Origin of the sequence: Gottfriedia acidiceleris, from assembly GCF_036421055.1 — a bacterium.
GTDB lineage: Bacteria > Bacillota > Bacilli > Bacillales > Bacillaceae_G > Gottfriedia > Gottfriedia acidiceleris_C.
Genome location: NZ_JAZGQS010000012.1, coordinates 71,667 through 92,337, shown reverse-complemented (window position 1 = coordinate 92,337; position 20,671 = coordinate 71,667). Strand labels below are relative to the sequence as shown.

The 20,671-nt window shown below is 36.0% G+C and carries 12 protein-coding genes; 11 read left to right on the top strand and 1 reads right to left on the bottom strand.

The features are described 5' to 3' along the window. The first annotated feature begins 2 nt into the window (after positions 1 to 2). The 4 genes from RAH41_RS17710 to RAH41_RS17695 all read left to right on the top strand — a co-directional run bounded on the left by RAH41_RS17710 (position 3) and on the right by RAH41_RS17695 (position 2,052). Positions 3 to 797, top strand: a complete 795-nt coding sequence (locus RAH41_RS17710; protein WP_331224355.1) for an MBL fold metallo-hydrolase — start codon at positions 3 to 5, stop codon at positions 795 to 797. A gap of 73 nt (positions 798 to 870) precedes the next feature. After that, a complete protein-coding gene (locus RAH41_RS17705) occupies positions 871 to 1,062 on the top strand; it encodes a CxxH/CxxC protein (protein WP_056467203.1) in 192 nt (63 codons plus the stop codon). A 59-nt stretch (positions 1,063 to 1,121) separates the two neighbouring features. Beyond that, positions 1,122 to 1,601 (top strand): 23S rRNA (pseudouridine(1915)-N(3))-methyltransferase RlmH, encoded by a 480-nt coding sequence (gene rlmH / locus RAH41_RS17700; RefSeq protein WP_331224353.1) that lies wholly within the window; start codon positions 1,122 to 1,124, stop codon positions 1,599 to 1,601. Between the two features lie 82 nt (positions 1,602 to 1,683). Beyond that, the gene (locus tag RAH41_RS17695) at positions 1,684 to 2,052 is read left to right on the top strand and encodes a VOC family protein (RefSeq protein WP_331224352.1); all 369 of its coding nucleotides are present in this window, start codon (positions 1,684 to 1,686) and stop codon (positions 2,050 to 2,052) included. A gap of 146 nt (positions 2,053 to 2,198) precedes the next feature. Here the strand turns inward: RAH41_RS17695 and RAH41_RS17690 are convergent, their stop codons facing one another. Next, positions 2,199 to 3,704, bottom strand: a complete 1,506-nt coding sequence (locus RAH41_RS17690; protein ID WP_331224351.1) for a DNA/RNA non-specific endonuclease — start codon at positions 3,702 to 3,704, stop codon at positions 2,199 to 2,201. Positions 3,705 to 4,792: 1,088 nt separating this feature from the next. On the opposite strand from RAH41_RS17690, the gene RAH41_RS17685 reads away from it, so the two are divergent. The 7 genes from RAH41_RS17685 to RAH41_RS17655 all read left to right on the top strand — a co-directional run bounded on the left by RAH41_RS17685 (position 4,793) and on the right by RAH41_RS17655 (position 20,565). Further along, entirely contained in the window at positions 4,793 to 12,814 is an 8,022-nt protein-coding gene (locus RAH41_RS17685) for a S8 family serine peptidase (protein WP_331224350.1), read from the top strand. 622 nt (positions 12,815 to 13,436) lie between these two features. Next, entirely contained in the window at positions 13,437 to 14,936 is a 1,500-nt protein-coding gene (locus RAH41_RS17680) for a malate:quinone oxidoreductase (RefSeq protein WP_331224349.1), read from the top strand. Between the two features lie 404 nt (positions 14,937 to 15,340). Next, on the top strand, positions 15,341 to 16,591 hold the full coding sequence (locus RAH41_RS17675; RefSeq protein WP_331224348.1) for a sugar ABC transporter substrate-binding protein: 1,251 nt from the start codon (positions 15,341 to 15,343) through the stop codon (positions 16,589 to 16,591). 83 nt (positions 16,592 to 16,674) lie between these two features. Next, positions 16,675 to 17,613, top strand: a complete 939-nt coding sequence (locus RAH41_RS17670) for a sugar ABC transporter permease (RefSeq protein ID WP_331224403.1) — start codon at positions 16,675 to 16,677, stop codon at positions 17,611 to 17,613. An 80-nt stretch (positions 17,614 to 17,693) separates the two neighbouring features. Beyond that, complete coding sequence (locus tag RAH41_RS17665; RefSeq protein ID WP_098231300.1) at positions 17,694 to 18,452, top strand: carbohydrate ABC transporter permease; 759 nt, start codon at positions 17,694 to 17,696, stop codon at positions 18,450 to 18,452. Positions 18,453 to 18,479: 27 nt separating this feature from the next. After that, a complete protein-coding gene (locus RAH41_RS17660; RefSeq protein ID WP_331224401.1) occupies positions 18,480 to 19,745 on the top strand; it encodes a Gfo/Idh/MocA family oxidoreductase in 1,266 nt (421 codons plus the stop codon). 100 nt (positions 19,746 to 19,845) lie between these two features. After that, the gene (locus RAH41_RS17655; protein WP_331224346.1) at positions 19,846 to 20,565 is read left to right on the top strand and encodes a GntR family transcriptional regulator; all 720 of its coding nucleotides are present in this window, start codon (positions 19,846 to 19,848) and stop codon (positions 20,563 to 20,565) included. The last annotated feature ends 106 nt before the right edge of the window (positions 20,566 to 20,671 follow it).

The following is a 20,671-nucleotide window of genomic DNA, read 5'->3' as shown; positions in this document are numbered from 1 at the left end:
CGATGAGTCTGCATTTTAGTGTACTTGCAAGTGGAAGTACCGGAAATGCGTTATACGTTGGGACGGAGAAAACTAAGCTTTTAGTTGATACAGGACTAAGCGGTAAAGCGATGGAGTCTTTATTTAAAGAAATCAACAGGGATATAAAAGAAGTTTCCGGCATACTAGTCACGCATGAGCATAGTGATCATATTAAAGGACTTGGAGTTCTTGCCAGAAGACATCAAATCCCAATTTACGCGAATGAAAAAACATGGAAAGCAATGAACCATTTAATAGGAGAAATTCCAACAGAGCAAAAGTTCATTTTTAACATGGAAACAACGATTCAGTTTGGGGATATTGAAGTTGAATCTTTTGGAGTATCACATGATGCTGCTGAACCAATGTTTTACGTATTTCATCATAACGAGAAAAAATTTGTTACAATTACGGATACGGGCTATGTAAGTGACCGAATGAAGGGTATCATTTCTAATGCAGATATGTACATTTTTGAAAGTAACCATGATGTTGAAATGCTACGCATGGGTAGATATCCATGGAGCATTAAACGCCGTATATTAAGCGATGTTGGTCACGTATCAAATGAGGATGCTGCACTTGCAATGTCGGATGTAATTGGAGATAAAACAAAACGTATTTATCTGGCTCATTTAAGCCAAGATAATAATATGAAAGAGCTTGCCAGAATGTCTGTTACACAAACATTAGAGGGAAAAGGATTTGAAGTTGGAATGCAATTTGAAATTCATGACACGGACCCTCAAAAACCAACAGATATAGTGTATGTATAAAACAAAGCGCATACTTAAGGGGAGAGTTTACTTTCTCCTCTTTTTTTTGCATTAAAAAAGGAGCTGTGTATAAGTGGAAAAAGTAATTTTAAGCTGTGATGAGCATATAGAATGGGCTCTTGACGATTTTGTGGATAAGTATAGTGAAACACCTCTGTTGAATAAAGTCGAAAAAACGCATAATATATCCACAACCTGTGAATATTGTCAAAATGATGCCATATATATTGTATCGAACATAGATTCCCCCACTAAATGTGGATAGAAATTGTGGGTATGTGGATAACTTTTGTGTATAACTTGTTTGTAAAGTGAGGATATATTGTGAATATCTCAATTATCAGTGTTGGAAAGTTAAAAGAAAAGTATTTAAAGATGGGGATCGATGAATACATAAAACGATTATCTAGTTACGCAAAAATGGATATTGTCGAAGTCCCAGATGAGAAAGCACCAGAGAATTTAAGCGATGCAGACATGCTAATCGTAAAGGAAAAAGAAGGCGAAAGAATTTTAAGTAAAATAGCAGAAGATGCTTATGTAATTGCATTAGCAATTAAGGGGAAGGAACATACGTCTGAATCATTAGCAAAAAAAATAGATCAACTCGCCACATATGGAAACAGCAAAGTAGCATTTGTAATTGGTGGATCATTAGGTCTAAGTGATGCTGTGATGAAAAGAGCGGATGATACATTATCATTTTCAAAAATGACTTTTCCACATCAATTAATGAAGTTGGTTTTAGTTGAGCAAATCTATCGTTCTTTTAGAATTAATAGGAATGAGCCGTATCATAAATAAAATGAGGTTATTGAATTATTAATGTTTGGATGTTTCTCAATCTAGCAGTAGTCTGTTACATAACTTAACCTGGAGGTGTGAAATGAGGTATTCTCATGTAGGAATTGTTGTCGAAAACATGAAAGAATCGGTTGACTTCTATACCAAAGTTTTAGGGTGCATAGTCCAAAAGCAAGGAAAAGATGAAATAACTCAGTACACATTGTTAAAAGCAGGTAATCAAAAAATAGAACTGTTACAGTTTCTAGATGATAAAAAGAAAAGGGCAGAAGGGGTAATCAGCCATATTGCTTTTAGAGTAGAAAACATGGAAAGAGAGATCGAAAAGTTAAAAGAAAAGGGTGTCAGTTTATCAACAGAGATACCGAGAGAAAGTGTAGATGGTATCAAAATTTACTTTTTTAAAGGACCTAGCGGTGAAAGTATAGAGTTATTACAATTACCAAAATAAATATGGTTGTGAAAAAAACCGCATTTAGAATAGGTACGATGAGCTCTTTTATAAATAGGGGAGATATAAGATAGGGAAGGGAATGTGTTACAAAAAGATTTTTGTACACGTTCCCTTATTCAATTTATTTAAATATCTTACTTATATTAATTTGTAGGACCATTGTCAACACTAGCTTCAATGGTACTTTGAACGTTAGCAGGCACTGAAGATAGGAAATCATAACCAGTCAAAGATTCAATTGAATCTACACTTACCCTATAGTAACTCCAAGGATGGCTAGAAGTTGTTTGATCATTTGGTAACACTACAGCTATTACTCTCGTAGAAGCGGTAACTCGACTTAAATCATTATTCCCATTAGGTAATACAACGATTACTTTCCATGTTTTTGCTGGTACGACAACACCATTTCCAACAGTTGTCTTATACCCATTAGAACCAGTGCCACCAGATCCATAGCCTCCGGATATTACATATAATTCATTTCCAGCTGATACAAGTGAACGGCTATATTCCTCTAAATTTGCCCAAGTAACCTCATTGTTATTTGGAGCTTGAGGAATCATATTGCTCATTAGAAAAGTTGCCGAATTGTTGGCAACAGTAGATGTACGGTCAGCAGACGGACACATGTGACCTCGATCAAAGCCACTTCCTGAAAATTCACTAGCAGTCACTTGATACCAACCCGACGGTAAAGTCGTATCAGCGCGGAAATCATCCTGACGAGCTGTACTTCCAAGATCGGATGAACCGACATGCCAGCTAACCCAGTTAGGCTCGTGTTTGCTATTATTGTAGGATAAATCATATTGTGGTTTAACCATTAGATAATTATTGGAATTAGATGTATTACTTGTTGCACCACTTGGGTTTCCTAACCCTATATTGTCATTATCAGTACCAGTGCCAGTATCAGTACCAGTATCAGTTTGTGATGAAGGCTCAGCTGTAGAAGACGAGTTTTGTGGAAATAGGTTGCTTGTAATGACAAAGTCAATCGCATTATTATTTGTGTCCCAACCGTTCCCTTGACCTTGGACAGTTCCACCGTTGTTGTCTTTACGTTCTAAACTTGTTGTAGCGGAAAGAGTACCTATAGGAGTAGTTTCCGAATCATTTGCAGAGCCGAAACCAACAAAATCTACCACATTTGAATTCGTCGAACCTGGTACCGCTGTAGTAACTTTTGCTAGTGCAACTTTTCCGCTACTCGCACTTAAGTTTATTGTACCTGTAACATCAGCATTTGGTAGATCAACAGTTCCTCCACCACCACTTGCTTGTTTAATTAAATAGTACTGATGTGGCCCAATGCTGCCCGTTAAATTTGTAATGTTGCTGAATGTACCTGTTGAAGAAGCATATTGGACGGACCATCCAGACAAGCTAACACTAGAATCAGTAGGGTTGTAAAGTTCAATATAATCATTTTTGTAGGAAGAACCGCTATTACCTCCGCCACCATAAACCTCGCTAATAACAACATGAGATCCCGTAGCGGCCTGTACAGGTTTCGCAAATAAATTACCTAAAGCACTACTAAAAAGAACTAAGCTCGAACAAACGAGGAAGTATGTCTTTCTCTTTAAATTTTTCTTGATTTTTTTAGATAAGTTTGTACTTTGTACCGATCGACTTTCCAACATAGAATAAAAACCTCCTACTGAGTTTTGATAGTGTAGTTGAAACAACCCGAGAATAAGAAGTAGATACATTGATCTTGAAGGGTTGAGGTTAAAAAATAAGATAGTAGGGTGTCCTAAAGATGGAGTTCTTGTTGAGGATTCTTGTGGTTACCCTGGATTCTGTTTATAGAGAAAATGGGCCAATATGATAATTTGTACGAGAAGTGTAAGAAAGTATTCTTTTAATAGGGAAAAAACTTAATACCTATTCTAGAGTAAGAATGTTTACATGCATGTACCTCTAGATAACGTTTAAACACCTCCTTATATATTTTTCGTGAACTCAATTTTGGCAATCAACTAATGCGTATTCTCACAAAACACACCATGAATGATTTGAATATGTATTATATTTCCCTTGCCTATTTCCACAATACCACAAATGTTTTCTGAAAAATTTAATTTATTTGTAAATATTATCGACCTTGCCGATCAACAGCTGTTTTCAAACCTTCTGTGATGCTATTTATATTAGATTTAGCCATTAAAATAAATCATCCTCAAGATAAACTCTATGTTTTTGCGCTCTATATGGTGTTGGAAATCGCCTGCTTTTATTTTCCCATACCCTTCTTTAATCGCATTAAGTTTTTGTGAAAGAGGTTAAAAAATAGAGTATCACTTAAAATTGAATTCCAAAAAATAATAGTTTAAGGCTTCTCAAAAAATGAGAGGTCTTTTTTATATTCTCTACTTGAGAATGTAGATTAAGAATTACTAATTTATACAAAAAAATTGAAACCATCAAAATTTGTAGAATGACAAGTTGTAAATTCCCCCAAATCCATTCCAATAAAATACTCATGTAAAACAATGAAAAAGGAAAGATTACGCCAATATTTTAACAAAATATGACAAATTTTTTTCTGCATCTTACGCTAAAATTCCCCAATTTACTGCTCCTTTAACTCAACTTATAATGAAGAATGGCGACTTAATTGTTGTAAAATTTTTAAAAATATTAAAATTCTGTCATCGAAGGAGGAAATGGTTAGGGGGTAATAGGGCTGTTGCTCTATATAACATTAAAGAAGGGAAATGAGAAAGGTATGAGCGATCGCAAAATGAAAAAGATGGTCATGTCAACGTTTCTAGCATGTTCAACACTGCTAGGCTACACAGCTCAGGCTTTTGCCATGACAGGAGGAACATCCGCAAGTAATAGTCAAACTGTTCAGTTAGACAGTAATAGCAAACTTGACTTGACTCATGCACAACAATTGCAAAATTTATATTTAGAGAAGCTTCAATTTGACCCGAAGCTATTAAATTCTTCGGATCAACTAGATTTAATTATACAATTTAATGTTGATCCAGCCCCAATTCAAATGCAAAATCAACAGAAGAATGCATTATCTGGAAAGCTCTCTGTTAATCAAAAAAGCGCACCAGCTGTTACGCTTCAAAGTGCTCAAACAGAAGTGAATCAAACTCACAGTGACTTTAAGAGCTTCATTAGCAATGAGTCTAAAAAATTGAAAGCTACAGGCCAATCTAACACTATCCATATAGGAAGAGAGTATACCCAAGTATTTAACGGGTTAGCTGTCAAAATTCCTAAAAGCTCACTTAATGAAATATTAGCATTACCTTATGTAAAGAGTGTCTATCAAAACGTTAAATATGCTCCAATTCCAGCTTCTCAGTCAATCGATATTCCAACGAGCGTAACAGGTGACGGAAAGGTTTCTAATCAAAAAACAAATCCAAATGTATTACCTTCTATTCGTTCAAACCGTTCTAACACACAATCATCAAGTAGTACTTCAGAGAGCTCTCCTGTACCAGGAAAAACAGTTAATACACAGTCTGGGACAATTCCACCTCCAGGTCCAGAAGGCCCACAATCTGGTGAAACAGCAGTTCTTGATTGGTTAAAAATACATGATCTACAAAACGAAAACATCACAGGAAAAGGCGTAAAAGTCGGCGTTATTGACACTGGTCTTGACTATAATCATCCAGATCTTGCTGGAGAATATCAAGGCGGTAAAGATTTTGTAGACAATGACAACGATCCGATGGAAACAGTATATTCTGACTGGTTGGCTGCAAAGAATGCAAATGATTCACTTCCATCTGATCAACAAGATCCAAACTTTCCAACGGATTACCATAATTATATTACATCACATGGAACACACGTAGCTGGAACAATTGCAGGCCAATCAAGAAGTAGTTCTCCTTATGCGGTTAGAGGAGTGGCTCCTGAAGTTCAGTTATATGCTTACCGTGTATTAGGTCCTCATGGTGGTACAGATGAGGCAGTTATGGCAGGGATTGAGCAATCTTATAAAGATGGGTGTAAAGTAATTAACTTATCACTTGGTGCGAATTATAATGATTCATTGTCTTCAAATGCTGTTGCAATTAACAATATTTCTGACCTTGGCGTAACTGCGGTTATTGCTGCTGGTAATTCTGGTCCTGGTGCTGGAACAGTGGGAACTCCGGGGGCTGCAGCAAAAGCAATAACTGTCGGCGCAATTGCTGCACCTAGCCAAGTTCCAACGTTTGACATCCATTCATATGGAACATCAGGGGAAGAATCATTTGCGATTACAAATACACGTTTAATCGGAAAGGATTTCACGGAATCGAATTCAAAGCTTAGTGGATCGACTCAGTATGATATTGTAGATGCTGGATACGGCACACCTGCTTGGTACGATTCTCTACGTAATAAAAATATTGATGTGAAAGATAAAGTAGTTCTTGTTAAGCGTGGTGCTGCATCTATGGATCAACTAATGATGTACGCGACTAATGAACATGCTAAGGCCATGATTGTGTGGAATCCATCAGACAATCCTGATCTTCTATTTGATGATCAGGGTTATTATCCATTCTATTTTGGTTCTAAGGGTAGTACGGTTTACACTTTGCAAATAGGTAAGAATGATGGAACAAAATTTTATAATGCTTTTAAGGCCGGTACGATTAAGAAAATATCTGTATCGAATGCTGGAAATTACACAATGCCAGGGAATTCACTTGCTAGTTTTAGTTCTACTGGTCCTGTTACAGGTTCATTAGCAATTAAACCTGATGTTGTTGCCCCAGGTGTAGATATTTTCTCAACAGCTCCTTATGATATATGGGAACCAGATAACAAAGATTATTCTTATACTTACCAATCAATGTCAGGTACATCAATGGCTACTCCACATGTTGCTGGTATGGCAGCATTGATTCTATCAGCTCATCCGAACTATAAACCTGAAGATGTCAAAGTAGCATTGATGCAAACGGCTGATGCTATAGACTCACAAAAAAGTTTGTTCCAAATTGGCTCTGGTAAAGCCGATCCATATCAAGCAGTACATTCTGATATGCAATTTAAAGTAAAGGATTTTATACAGTCACGCTCGTCAACTGATGATTCATCAAGTTCAAATATTATTAACATAGCAAATACAACAGGTTCATTTTCGTTTGGTTATACAGCTCGATCAGTAGATGGTTCTGTTACGAAATCAGGAGATTTGTATATTACTAATAACGGGAATGCTGCTAAGACCTTTGACACATCGAGTGCTTTCTTTAAGGATGCGTTCGTGACAAATGGAAAAGATGGGGTAGAACAAGGCGCTAAAATTAGCATAAGTAATGCAACATCCCCTGAGACTGAATTGAAGTCAATTACAGTTCCAGCAGGAGGAACAATTCATCTAACAGTAAAATTTACTGCTCCTGCTTCAGCCGCAAGTGGATATTACGAGGCATATATTAACTTTGTTAATTCAGCTAATCCTGATGAAACTTACCGTATGCCACTTGCTATTAACGTTCAAAGTAGAGGACTAGATTTTAGAATCCAAAGAAAAGCTTTTACGCTAAGTGGCGATAAAAACTTTAATCCTAATACGTTTGCTGTTGTACCTCAATCTTGGGCAGAAGTTCGAGTTAAAAGTCCACTTGATCCCTCATTTGGATTTAAGCTTTATATTATGGATGTAACAGGAAGTAAATATTTAGGATATATCGCTACATTTAATCTTTCTGCTTTTACTCTTGGTAATTTAGTTTATGCACCGTTATTACTTAATGGTAGTTATTACCCTTATAAAGACCCTATTTCAAAGGATGATCCTAATTTATCAGTTAAACTTACACAACAACAATCAACTCAAAAGCAAGTTGGGGAAGGTGGCTACACAATACAGGCCCGTGCTTTAGACGCTACTAGTGGTCAGTTATATGAAAAAAACAGCACAGTTTACGTTGATAACACTGCACCAACAGTACAAATGAATAAAGGTAGTGAACCTGGGATTTATGAGATTGATCCAAATGGTCCTACAACTGATGGGGCTTTAAAGTGGTTCTCAGGAAAAGCTTACGATTCAAATGTTGATTATATGAAAAACGTTGGGCATGAAACGCAAGTTCCTGCACCACCGAACTATGATACTGATACGGATGTAAGTCAATCTTTAGGTAGAATTGACGGAATGCTAGGTGATTCAAACTCAGCACCGTACGTCAATTACTTCCTTACCCCTAGTGGTGATGGACAATTTAAATTTGGTATTAGTAAAGAAGACCTTGTGAATACTGCTGCTGACCAACAAAAAGAAAATTATGGGGTACAGTTCAGAATTTATCCTGAAGATTATTCATTTGCGGGTAATCTTGAAACACAAGGACAATTTTATTATTTTGTTAAAAAAGGTAATGAGTATGTAGTAAATCGATTTGCCCGCCTAGATTCACCTGGTTCAACTACATTAAATGGAGTCGACCCTGACTTCCTTGTTGATAAAACATTAGTCTCTAAAGGAGATAACTTTCAATCAACACTATCTATTAAATATCCGAAAAACCTTGTTGGAGCGAAGTTCTATATTGATAGCCTTCCTTTTGCTGACATTGCGGATATTGATTTTAGTCCAGAATACAAATCCTTTTTAGCAACAAAGGGTATTAAAGCTGAAAAGACTTGGATTCATCAAGATACGGATGTCAATGGAGATTTTATTTTCAATTTCAATCTTCCGAAAGATGTACAAGCCCAAGGTGTATTAAATACAACGGACACTTTAAGTGGTGGTGTTGCTAGTGAAATGCCTCTTCTTGACATTAAATACAAAGTGACAAACGATGCAGGATACGATACATTATGGCTTGTTGGTTCTGCGAACATCCCGGAAATCACAACGTATGACGGTGGGGAAAATGGGATGGATCGAGTCCCTACATTCCTTGATAAGAAACTTTACATTAAAGGATCAGCATATATTAGTGGAAGTATTAGACCTGAAGGATTCCAAAACTATCCGACATCTAATACATTCGGTAGATCAATGCCAATAACAGCAGATGGTTCGGGTGTTGAAGTTAAGTTTGAAGATCCTAATACAGGTGGCATTACGTCTAAATTGCCAATAGCACAAGATACTACAGCCAGCGCTTCAAGTGCAAATCCAGGGATTATTCAGACTGGTTTGTTTACGACGGACCTTCCTATGCAGGCAGGAGATAAACCATATAACTTTACAATGAAAATGCCAGGTCATTTAACGTACTATGGTACATTAGCTGTTAATACTGCAGGACAATATAATTATGCAGCAGGAGGAAATTATTCTGTTCCGAATGCAATCATGCTTGCAGGTGACGTGAATGGTGATGATGTAATCGATATGAAAGACATTGAGGCTGAAAGTACTGCTTACAATAGCTTTGTTGACACATCATCAACTTACACAAGAAATGCCGATTTTAACTTCGACGGTACAATTGATTATAGCGACTTTGAATACATCATCAAAAATTTTGGAAAATATAATACGACTGCACCAAATGCCTCAACTTTAGAAGGAAAAATCGTTTTAACTACAAGTAAAGCATTAACAATTACTGGATTTGGCACTTTACAAAGCGGTTCAGATCTTACTGCTTTTAACATTGTTGTAAAACCAGTGCCATATATTAAAACAAGTGATAGCAACGCCTTTATATATTATGGAAAAGTAAATCCGTTTCAATTATTTTCTGTAAGCTACAAAACACCAGACCTTGTAAATGGAGCTTCCACACTTACACAAATTGAAGATACAGCTTGGAGAGCTGCAATAGATGGAGCTGGTGGACAAATTCTGATTGATGGAGTTGACAGAAAAGCATCTACGAATGTCTATAATGGCGTTTCAACAAATTCAATTATCGGAAAAGTTCTAAATGGGAAAGGGCAATATGAATTTGATCCATCATTGTTCAAAAAAGCAGGAGTCCACACAATCGTATTCAAGGCTCCAGGTTATATGGATCGTTCTTTAAAATTTAAAATGCAAAACGGTGGAGGAAATAGCTTTTCGCTTTTATCACCAAATAACGTTGCAACAATTGGGAAAGCGTTAACATACACTCGAACAGATACGACTGGCTCAACAGCTGCGCACTATCGTGATATTTGGCAGCCAAATATTAATTCAATAACAGTAACAGACCCAAATAATAATGTTGTTAAAAACTATACAGGAGCTGAATTAGCAGGACTCTTTAACCAATTGACGCCGGCAAACGCAACAACATTTAACTTTACGATTCCTGCAGGTGTTTTCTCGAAGCCATCGTCGAATAATACAGATTGGAAGATTACAATCTCAGCTGACAATTACGATTCGTATTCATTCACACAAAAAATTAATGCGTTCTCGTCTCCAACATTGTCTGCTGAAGCAAATCGCTATTTTAATGATAGCAATTCAAACCCAATTTCAATTGGAGTTGGAGCTACAAACGATACACAAGCGTGGAGAGATGCGATTACAGCCATTCAAATTAGCGGTACTACAATTAATAGAGCGGATTTTGAAGCGAATAAAATCACAGTAGGTGCTCCTGGAACACCAATTAAGATTGATGAAGCGCTAATCACTGCTCCAGGAAGCATAAAAATCAGTATATTCGCATCAAATTACCAAACTGCGTCTATTGATCAGCCTTTCTACAAACAAGGGGTAACACTTACAAGTCCAGCAGGTACGATTTATGCAGGAAAAGACCTTGTAATGACATTTAACTCAGGTGAAGCAGCATCTGATTGGATATCTGTTATGAAGGCTAGCGGTGATATTAAATTTGGTGGGAATTCGATCAAAACTAGAGCTGTGCTTGATGAAACAGCAGGAACATTAACGATTCCTTATGATTTAGTAAGAACAAATGGTGGCGCTGCAGTTTCAAGGAGCTTGGTTGTTTCAGCTCCGGGCTATGCTGACGTGAATGTAAATGCAACTGTTACACCACAAACTGCACCTGTACTTACAATTTCGTCAACTACAGGAACACCTCAGTTCGGTGATACCGTTACTTACTCTATTAATGGGAATGATAATCCATTATGGAGAAGTTCAATTTTACTTGCACCAACGTCAGATCAAACAGTAGATAACGGTGATGTCACAATTCAGTTCTCATCGGTTACATCAGTAAAACCTTATGTCACAACGTCTGTAAAAGATGGTACAGGATCAGTAACGATTGATGGAAATGCGACTCAGTCTAATACTACTGCAGGTAATAAGAACGTTAAGTTCATATCACCTTACTTTACGCCAATTACAATCGCTCAACCATTTGCTCAAAGAACAGCACCAACACCGAGCTTGACGCCAAATGGTGTTAATAAACCAGTGATTATTACAGTACCTAATAATACTGAAAATATAAGATGGGCAAATGCAGCTAAGTCAGTTTCTGGTGATATTACAGTAGAAGGAGTATCAGTTAAATCTGATGCGACAATCTCATCAGATAAAAGCAATATCACAATAACACTTCCTGGAACAGCATTTACTACGACAGGTAATAAAGAAATTAAATTTACGGCGTATTGCTACCCAGACACGAAGGTTACTCAAGTAATTAAGAGTAATGCACCAGTGTTTGCATCGAAAATCGCTTATATTCAAGAAGATACACCAATCACTACTAGCTACAATCAAGATTCAGATTGGCTTGCAGCTTCACCTATTGTTTCACTAAACGGCAAAGTAATTGATTCTAGCAAGTACACTCTTACAGCTAACGAACTGAAATTTGTTGATCGATCTTTATTTAATAACTTAGGTGATTATGAGTTTACAATTTCTGCACCAGGCTATATGGACACTTCATTCACGATTATCATAAGTGATGATTTGTCACACTCGATTTCGGCAACAGCGGACAGTAATGGGAGAATTGATCCGGAAGGCTTCGTTTCGGTAAAACATGGTTCTAATCAAACATATAAAATCACGCCTAATACCGGTTTTGAGATTGGAAGCGTTAAGGTTGATGGACAAGAGGTAACAGTAACAAACGGAGAGTACACATTTACAAACGTTACGAAAAATCATTCAATCGATGTAACGTTCAAACAGATCGTTCACATCATCACGGCAACTGCTGGAAGTAACGGAATAATTAGTCCGAACGGTAGAATTGCTACGAATTATGGAACAAACCAAACGTTTACGATTACGCCTTACGATGGTTATGAAGTTGCAACGTTTAAAGTAGATGGTGTAGAAGCACAGTTAACAAATAATGCGTACACGTTTACGAATGTGACGAAAGATCATACGATTAATGTGACGTTTAAACAAATCGTACACACAATTAAAGCAGCAGCTGGTAGCAACGGTACAATTAGTCCGAGCGGTAGTGTTTCTGTAAATCATGGAAAAGACCAAATATTTACGATTACACCGAATAAAGGCTATGAAGTTGCTACATTTACTGTTGATGGTGTAAATGCAAATCTTACTGGTAATTCATATACGTTTACAAATGTAACGAAGGATCACATGATTAACGTTACATTCAAGAAAATCATTTATACAATCATAGCATCAGCAGAAGGTAATGGAACAATTAGCCCGAGTGGTATACTTTCTGTAGATGAAGGAGCAGATCAAACGTACAAAATTACACCTGATAAGGGAAGTTATGAAGTTGCAACGTTTAAAGTAGACGGAGTAGATGTAAAGTTAACAAATAATACGTACACGTTCACCAATATAACAAAGAATCATACAATCAGTGTAACGTTCAAACATAAAGGAAACAGTGGAAAGTAATGCTCAGCTAGCTCAATCGGAAGAACAATTGTCAAGAAAAAATAAATGTCTTAAATCATTAGAAAATTTTTTTCAAATGAGAAATTAAAGGGTGCATTTTGAGTTGCACGAGGCTGTCGGGACACTCCCGGCAGTCTCTTTTTTATGTATAAGTCAATTAAATCTTGAGCAAATTTGGACTAATATTGGTTCAATTAAATAATTTTAAAATAATAAGGAAAACTTTTCTTGAGTTATTTTATATTGTTTACGAGACAAAGTTAAAATAAGCGCTTACTATATAAGAGTAGGGTTTATTACTTAATAGTGAGTCAGAATTTTATTTTTCTAAAATAAGGACATTAATGATAGATTTTTAACTTTTTTACATTGTTTAAATAGTTTATAATTATCAGATAAAGAAAAAAATTTTTTTAGGACAATTAATAATAGAAATATACTATTAATTCGATATAATTAAATAGTGATATACTATTATTAAAATGTAGTTTAAATGTGTTATACTATTAATTAGATATAATTGAGACAGAAAAGGTGTGTTCCTAGGTGGTGCCTTGCTTTTTGTGACACCTAAGCAGGAAAACCTACTTTTTTGCAAATAAAGGGGAAAAGGAAGGTTATTATGAGCAACAGACAAACTAGAACAGACATTATCTTAATTGGTGCCGGAGTCATGAGTGCGACTTTGGGATCATTACTAAAAGAGTTAGCACCGGAATTGGAAATTAAAGTATTTGAGAAATTAGAAAAAGCAGGTGAAGAAAGCTCTAATGAGTGGAATAATGCAGGTACGGGACATGCTGCGTTATGTGAGCTTAACTATACATCAGAAAAAGCTGATGGATCGATTGATATTAGTAAGGCGATAAAAATTAACGAACAGTTTCAGCTTTCAAGACAATTTTGGTCATATCTTGTAAACAACAACTTAATTGGTAATCCACAAGAATTTATCATGCCAATTCCTCATATGAGTTTAGTGCAAGGTGAAGAAAATGTGGAATTTTTGAATAAACGATTTGAAGCGCTTTCTAAAAACCCTCTGTTCAAAGGGATGGAATACTCAGAAGACGCTGAAGTGCTGAAGCAATGGATCCCGCTAATCATGGAAGGACGCACATCTAATGAACCAATAGCGGCAACAAAAATAGATTCAGGAACTGACGTAAACTTTGGCGCATTAACGCGTATGATGTTTGAGCACTTAGAGAGTAAGAGCGTAGAGATAAATTATAGACATGCTGTGGAAGATATTAAGCGCACTAGTGACGGCTCATGGGAAGTAAAAGTATATAATATGAGAACTGGTAACATTGATTCCCACATTGCAAAATTCGTATTTATCGGTAGCGGAGGAGCTAGTCTACCTTTACTACAAAAAACTGGTATCCCTGAGTCAAAACATATTGGAGGGTTCCCTGTAAGTGGACTATTCTTAGTTTGCAAAAATCCAGAGGTTACCAAGCAGCACCATGCAAAAGTATACGGAAAAGCTAAAGTTGGTGCACCACCAATGTCTGTTCCGCATCTTGATACAAGATATATCGATAACCAAAAGTCATTATTATTTGGACCGTTTGCAGGCTTTTCACCAAAGTTCTTAAAAACAGGTTCAAATATGGATCTGATTAGTTCTGTAAAACCAAATAACGTCATGACGATGTTAGCAGCAGGCGTAAAAGAGATGTCTTTAACGAAATATTTAATTCAACAAGTCTTATTATCGAATGAAAAGCGTATGGAAGAATTACGAGAATTTATTCCAAATGCTAAGAGTGAAGATTGGGATATCGTAGTTGCTGGTCAACGTGTACAAGTTATTAAAGACACTCCAGCTGGAAAAGGAACGCTTCAATTCGGTACGGAAGTAGTTAGTGCGGCTGATGGCTCGATTGCAGCATTACTTGGAGCATCTCCAGGTGCTTCCACAGCTGTTCACGTAATGCTTGAAGTATTAGAGAAATGCTTCCCACAACGTATGATGGAATGGGCTCCCAAGATTAGAGAGATGATTCCTTCATTTGGTTTATCCCTTGAAGAACATCCTGAACTTTTACAAGAAATTCAAGCTTCAACTTCAAAAACGCTTGGATTAAATGAAAAAGAGCTAGCGTATAGTTAATTTTTTTCAATGCACTTTAAAGTAAAGAACCTTCAATTGAAATTGGATTGGAGGTTCTTTTTGCTAGGATAGCATAGGGGATTATAGGTAAAAAACGAAGATAATGATGAATCATGTCGATTTTAATTTTTTGAAAAATTGAAAAAAAGTGTTCATGATTTAAAAAAGAGGTGATATACTACATACAACTGGTAATGACATCATTACTAAAGTGGTTTCATGAAAGTTATAAATGGGGGTGAAGCTTTTATAGAAATCAAATTATTTTGTAAGCCTTTTCAAACCAACTGGTAATAACATCATTACAACATGTACTTAGATCATAATATTCCAAATCATGTCTTTTTAGAGCAACTACTGGATTAAATGGCTATTTAACTTTTAAGAGAAAGAAGGGGAATGGGATGAAAAAGTGGTTTGTTTTACTACTAACCTTAGCTTTAGGCTTACTAGGGTTAGCTGGATGTGGCAGCAGTGACACATCAGGGGATGCAAAAGATGGAAAGGTTGAAATTACTTACGGTTTTTGGGATAAGAAGCAAGTTCCCGCGGTTGATGAAATTATAAAATTATTTAATGAAAAGTACCCGAATATTAAAGTGAAAACTGAGCTTACTCCATATGCACAGTATTTCCAAAAGCTTGAAACAGCTGCAACAGGAGGAGCGTTACCGGACGTTTTATGGATGAATGGTCCACATATAGTCCAATACGCAGAAGGTAAAGTAATTGTCCCACTTAGTGATTTAGCATCAAAGGACAATTATAGTCTAGACAATTATCCTAAGTCATTGGTCGATCTTTATACGGTAGACGGAAAGCTTTATGGTATTCCAAAAGACTTTGACACAACTGGACTTTGGTATAACAAGAAGATTTTTGATGAAGCAGATATACCATACCCAGATAATACTTGGGATTGGAATAAGTTAAAAGAAGTTGCTAAGAAACTAACAAATAAAGACAAGGGAATTTATGGATTTGCAGCTTTAATGGGTAATCAAGGAGGATATTATGATTTCATTTGGCAAAATGGTGGTCATATCATTTCCGAAGATGGAAAATCAGTCGGATTTGATCAACCTGAGGCAATTGAAGCACTTAAATATAACATTAGTTTTATAAAAGAAGGACTGTCTCCAACACAAGCTCAAATGACGGAAACAGCACCATCAGAGTTATTCTCTTCTGGAAAGATTGCAATGATGTTTGATGGGCCTTGGATGGTTCCAGAATATAAGAAAAATCCAGATTTAAATGTAGCAGTCGTACCTAAAGGAAAACAGCGTGCAGTTTCCATTCATGGATTAGCAAACGTTATTGCGGCAAACACAAAACATAAAGATGCTGCTTGGAAGTTTGTTCAATTCCTAGGTTCTAAAGAAGCGGCAGAAGTATATGCGAAAACTGGTACTGTAATCCCTGCTTATAATGGGACACAAGATGCTTGGCTAAAAGCTGTTCCAAGTTTAAATCTTCAAGCCTTTATTGATGGAGTTGATTATTCAGTTCCGTTACCAAGTGTGAAAAATACAGGTGAAATCTGGCAGTATGAAACAGACATCTTGAAAAAGGCATGGAGTAATGAAGAAAGTGTTGAAGATGCTGCAAAAGAATTAACGAAAAAGGCAGACGAGGCACTAGCTAAGAACTAAAAAAATAAAGAGAAGGAGCTTACTAAGCCTAAAATTACTTCTTCTCTTTATTTCCCTTAGAAGGAGTGAATACAGTGAAAGAAATGCCTCTGCAAGTTGAAGTGAAATCAAAAAGTAAACTAAAAATACCAAGTTTATCAAAAACAAGAAAACGATCAGATTATTTCTGGGCGTATTGTATGATTGCACCAACAATGATTGGTTTAACTATTTTCTATCTGTGGCCAATCATTCAAACAATTTACTTCAGTTTTACAGAATGGGGAGCATTTGGACAATATGAATGGACAGGATTAGACAATTATAGACGAATGCTAGAAGACTCTAACTTATTACAGTCATTTAAAAATACAGGCATTTATATTGTTTTTACGGTTCCGATTGGTATTTTTTTATCGATTCTAATAGCAGTTCTCTTAAACCAAAAAATTAAGGGCAAATCTGTTTATCGAACCTTGTATTTTTTACCTGTTATTACTATGCCAGCAGCAATCGCCATGGTTTGGAGATGGTTATATAATTCTGATTATGGACTCCTAAATTATCTTTTATCTATCTTTGGAATAAAAGGTCCACAATGGGTAAGTGATCCGAAAATTGCACTGTATTCGATTATTGTAGTAGCTATATGGAGTGGACTTGGTTACAACATGGTTATTTTTCTTTCAGGGCTACAAGGGATTCCAAGATCATATTACGAAGCAGCGGAAATAGATGGTGCAGGGCCAGTCAAGGTCTTCTTTAAAATAACACTACCGTTACTTTCTCCGGTTATATTCTTCGTAACAATCATGTCCTTTATTGGGGCGTTCCAAGTGTTTGATTTAATCTTTATGATGATTGGAAAAAGCAGTACGGCACTCGAAAATACTCAATCAATTGTGTACTTATTTTATCAACATGCATTCGTGTTAAATGACAAAGGTTATGCTGCTGCAATTGCAGTTTTACTATTAATCATTATATTAATCATTACTGCGATTCAAATGGTTTTACAAAAGAAATGGGTTCATTATGATTGAAGGAGGAGTAACCATTGGAGAAAGCAATTACAAGTAAAACAATCTTTATTCATTTAATCCTAATTGTCGGCGCCTTGGCGATGGTCTTCCCTTTTATATGGATGTTACTAACTTCATTAAAAACTTATGCTGAGTCAATTCATGTTCCACCTGTTATTGTTCCAAAACATTTCCAGTGGGTGAATTATAAAGATGTTTTTGATTTACTACCATTCTTTAAATTTATGTTTAATACGCTAATCATTACAGTGATTCGTACGATTGGACAACTATTACTATGTTCATTAGCCGCATACGCTTTTGCGAGAATAGAATTTCCAGGAAGAAACATTCTTTTTTTAATCGCATTATCGGTTTTAATGGTACCTGGGCAAGTCTTTTTATTACCACAATATATGATCATGGTGAAATTAGGCTGGTTAAACACTTTACAGGCGGTTGTCGTTCCAGGATTATTTAGCGCATTTGGTACATTTCTTTTAAGACAATTTTTTATGGGGTTACCAAAGGAATTAGAAGAAGCAGCTAGATTAGATGGCTGTAATCATTTCCAAATTTATTGGAAAATCATGCTCCCTTTAGCTAAGCCAGGTTTAGTTGCTTTAGGTATATTTACAACGCTTTGGAGTTGGAATGAATTAATGTGGCCAATGATTGTTAATAGCTCACCAGAATCAATGACGTTGTCGGTTGGCTTGTCATCGTTACAAGGACAATATTTAACAAACTATCCAGTTTTAATGGCAGGATCATTTTTAGCCATTTTACCAATGCTTATTTTATTTATGATTTTACAAAAACAATTTATTGAAGGAATTGCAGTAACAGGAAGTAAATAAAAATCTTACAAAGCTTGGAGGAAACTAATTATGAAAGCAGCTTTAATAGGAGCGGGAAGTAGAGGATTTTACGCATACGGTTCATATGCCTTACAGTACCCACATGAAATTCAATTTATTGCTGTAGCAGAACCAAATAAAGAAAAAAGAGAAAAGTTTGCAAAAGCTCACAATATTCCTGAGAATATGAGATTTGAAGATTGGACTGAGCTATTAGAAAAAGAACAGCTGTGTGAGTCCTTATTAATTTGTAGTCCAGACCGTAATCACTATAAGCCCGTTATGAAGGCAATTGAAAAAGGATATAGTATTTTATTAGAAAAACCGATGTCTCCAGAACCAATTGAGACATTACAAATAGCGGAAGCAGCAGAAAGGCATAATACATTATTAACAGTTTGTCATGTTATGAGATATGCGCCTTTTTATCAAGCATTAAAAGAAGTTGTTGACCGAAAAGTAATCGGTGATATCGTATCAATTCAGTGGAATGAAAATGTAGGTTACTTTCACCAAGCCCATAGTTTTGTACGTGGTAACTGGCGTAATTCATCTGAATCGAGCTCAATGCTCTTACAAAAAAGCTGCCACGATATGGATATGCTTGCTTGGCTGATCGGTACAGAGTGCAAGAGTGTATCTTCATATGGAAGTTTAACTTACTTTAAAAAAGAAAACGCACCCGAAGGTTCAACGCATCGCTGTTTGGATGGTTGTAAGGTAGAAAAGGAATGTCCTTATTCAGCAGCTAAATGGTATTTACATGACCGTGATGTTTGGCCGGCAAATGTTATTTCAGCAAGCTCCAGTCTTGATAGTAGACTTAAAGCAATACAAGAGGGACCATATGGTCGTTGCGTATACCACTGTGACAATGATGTTGTTGACCATCAAGTAGTTAATTTATTATTTGAAAATGACGTAACAGTTGCATTTACTATGACGGCATTTACAAATGAAACATTCCGTAACTTTAAAATAATGGGAACAAAAGGTGAAATAACTGGAAATGATGCTAAAAATGAAATTGAAATTAATTATTTTTCAGGTAAGAAGGAGTTAATTAAGCCATCAACTGTAGATGGTGGTCATATGGGAGCCGATACAAGTATTATGGCTGACTTCATTCAACGCGTTACGATGAAGGACAAAGGCAGTTTAACATCAGCTATTGTATCAGCTAAAAGTCATATGATTGCTTATGCTGCGGAAGAATCAAGGGTTTCAGGAACAATGGTTTCTTTAGCTGACTATGAGAAAAAATTAAGAATGACAGAAGAGAAAGTATTGTAGAAAATTCTGCTGCGACATAATGTGGTATCTGTTTCAATATTATGTATAATAGATGTATATTTAACTGGTTATGACAAAGATACCACTAAAGGAGCTAATCATGGTAGAAAAGGATTCCCGACTTCCTCTTTATTATCAATTAATGGATATACTGTTAGAAAAAATTGAATCAGGTGAACTTGCTGAAAACGATCAGCTACCATCTGAAAGAGAATTATGTGACACGTATCAAGTTAGCCGTACAACGGTAAGGCAGACGATGCAAGAACTTGAAAAACAAGGTTATATATATAAAGTACATGGCAAGGGGACATATGTTTCAGAAAGAACGTATAACCAAAGTCTTGTAAAATTTTATAGTTTTACAGAAGAAATGAAAAAAGCAGGGAAAATCCCAACAACAATAGTCGTTTCTTTTGAAAAAATCAATTGTGACAGTAAAGTAGCAAAGGTCATGGATATACCGGTAGAAGACGAAGTATTTAAGATCGTTCGGTTAAGACTTGCAGATCAGGAACCGATGTTATACGAAACCTCCTATGTACCCGTAAAGGATTTTAAAAATCTTTCGAGTGAAGAATTGCAACATACGCCGATGTATGAGGTCTTCAGAACTCAATATAATGTAAATATTTCTAGCGCTTTAGAAAGCTTTATGGCCGTTAGTGCAAATAAAGTGGAGTCTGAAATGTTAAACATAATCGAGGGTGCACCATGTCTAATGCTTAAACGGGTAACTTATGATCAAAGCAAAGTAATTGAGTATACAATTTCTATTGCAAGAGGGGATAAATTTACGTATACAGTAGAGTTAAAATAGACACTTCAGACCGCGTCATTAGCTAGCTTGCAATTAGTATGAAAACCAGTGTTCAAGGTTATGTCGCACTAATAATAGATACAGAAGTATCTATTCAACCTTACTG